The organism is Metabacillus rhizolycopersici, assembly GCF_020075705.1.
The window spans coordinates 1-455 of record NZ_JAIQUM010000279.1; the positions used below are offsets into that span (position 1 = coordinate 1).

Annotated in this window: 2 protein-coding genes; both read left to right on the plus strand. The window is 33.6% G+C overall.

Translation table 11 applies throughout. The annotated features are described in order from the left end of the window. The coding region (locus K9V48_RS28605) for a hypothetical protein (RefSeq protein ID WP_438803935.1) at positions 1-296 on the plus strand (296 nt) is incomplete at its 5' end. Beyond that, positions 284-409, plus strand: a complete 126-nt coding sequence (locus K9V48_RS29890; RefSeq protein WP_368858323.1) for a transposase — start codon at positions 284-286, stop codon at positions 407-409. The genes K9V48_RS28605 and K9V48_RS29890, both read left to right, overlap by 13 nt. Positions 410-455: the final 46 nt, after the last annotated feature.

A 455-nucleotide genomic window follows, 5' to 3' on the forward strand; every position in this document is an offset into this window, starting at 1 on the left:
AAAAATGCGTTTCTGATGGCGATTATCAACAAACCAAAGGCGTTCGTAGTGAACAAGTCATTCCAACAGGGAAGCTATTTGGATTTAGAAAATTTGATAAGATTCAATACAAAGGAGAAGAATATTTCATTAAAGGACGTATGAGCAGCGGTTATGCTATTTTAATGGATATTGAAGGAAATAAGGTAGATTTAAAGCCAATTCCAAAGTTTTCTAAGATGCAGAGAGTGAGTGCCAGAAAATCATGGATGACCATACAAAAAACCATTCCAAGTTTTTACTTATGTGTCATCTGATATTTGTTTGTAACTATCGAAAAAAGTTGTTGATCCAACTTGGAAATGATGTGAAACAACTTATGCACGATATAGCCAATAGATACCATTTTAGAATAAGCAAATGGAAGTAGATAAGGATCATATCCATTTGCTTATTCAGTATGAGCCTAAGATGAG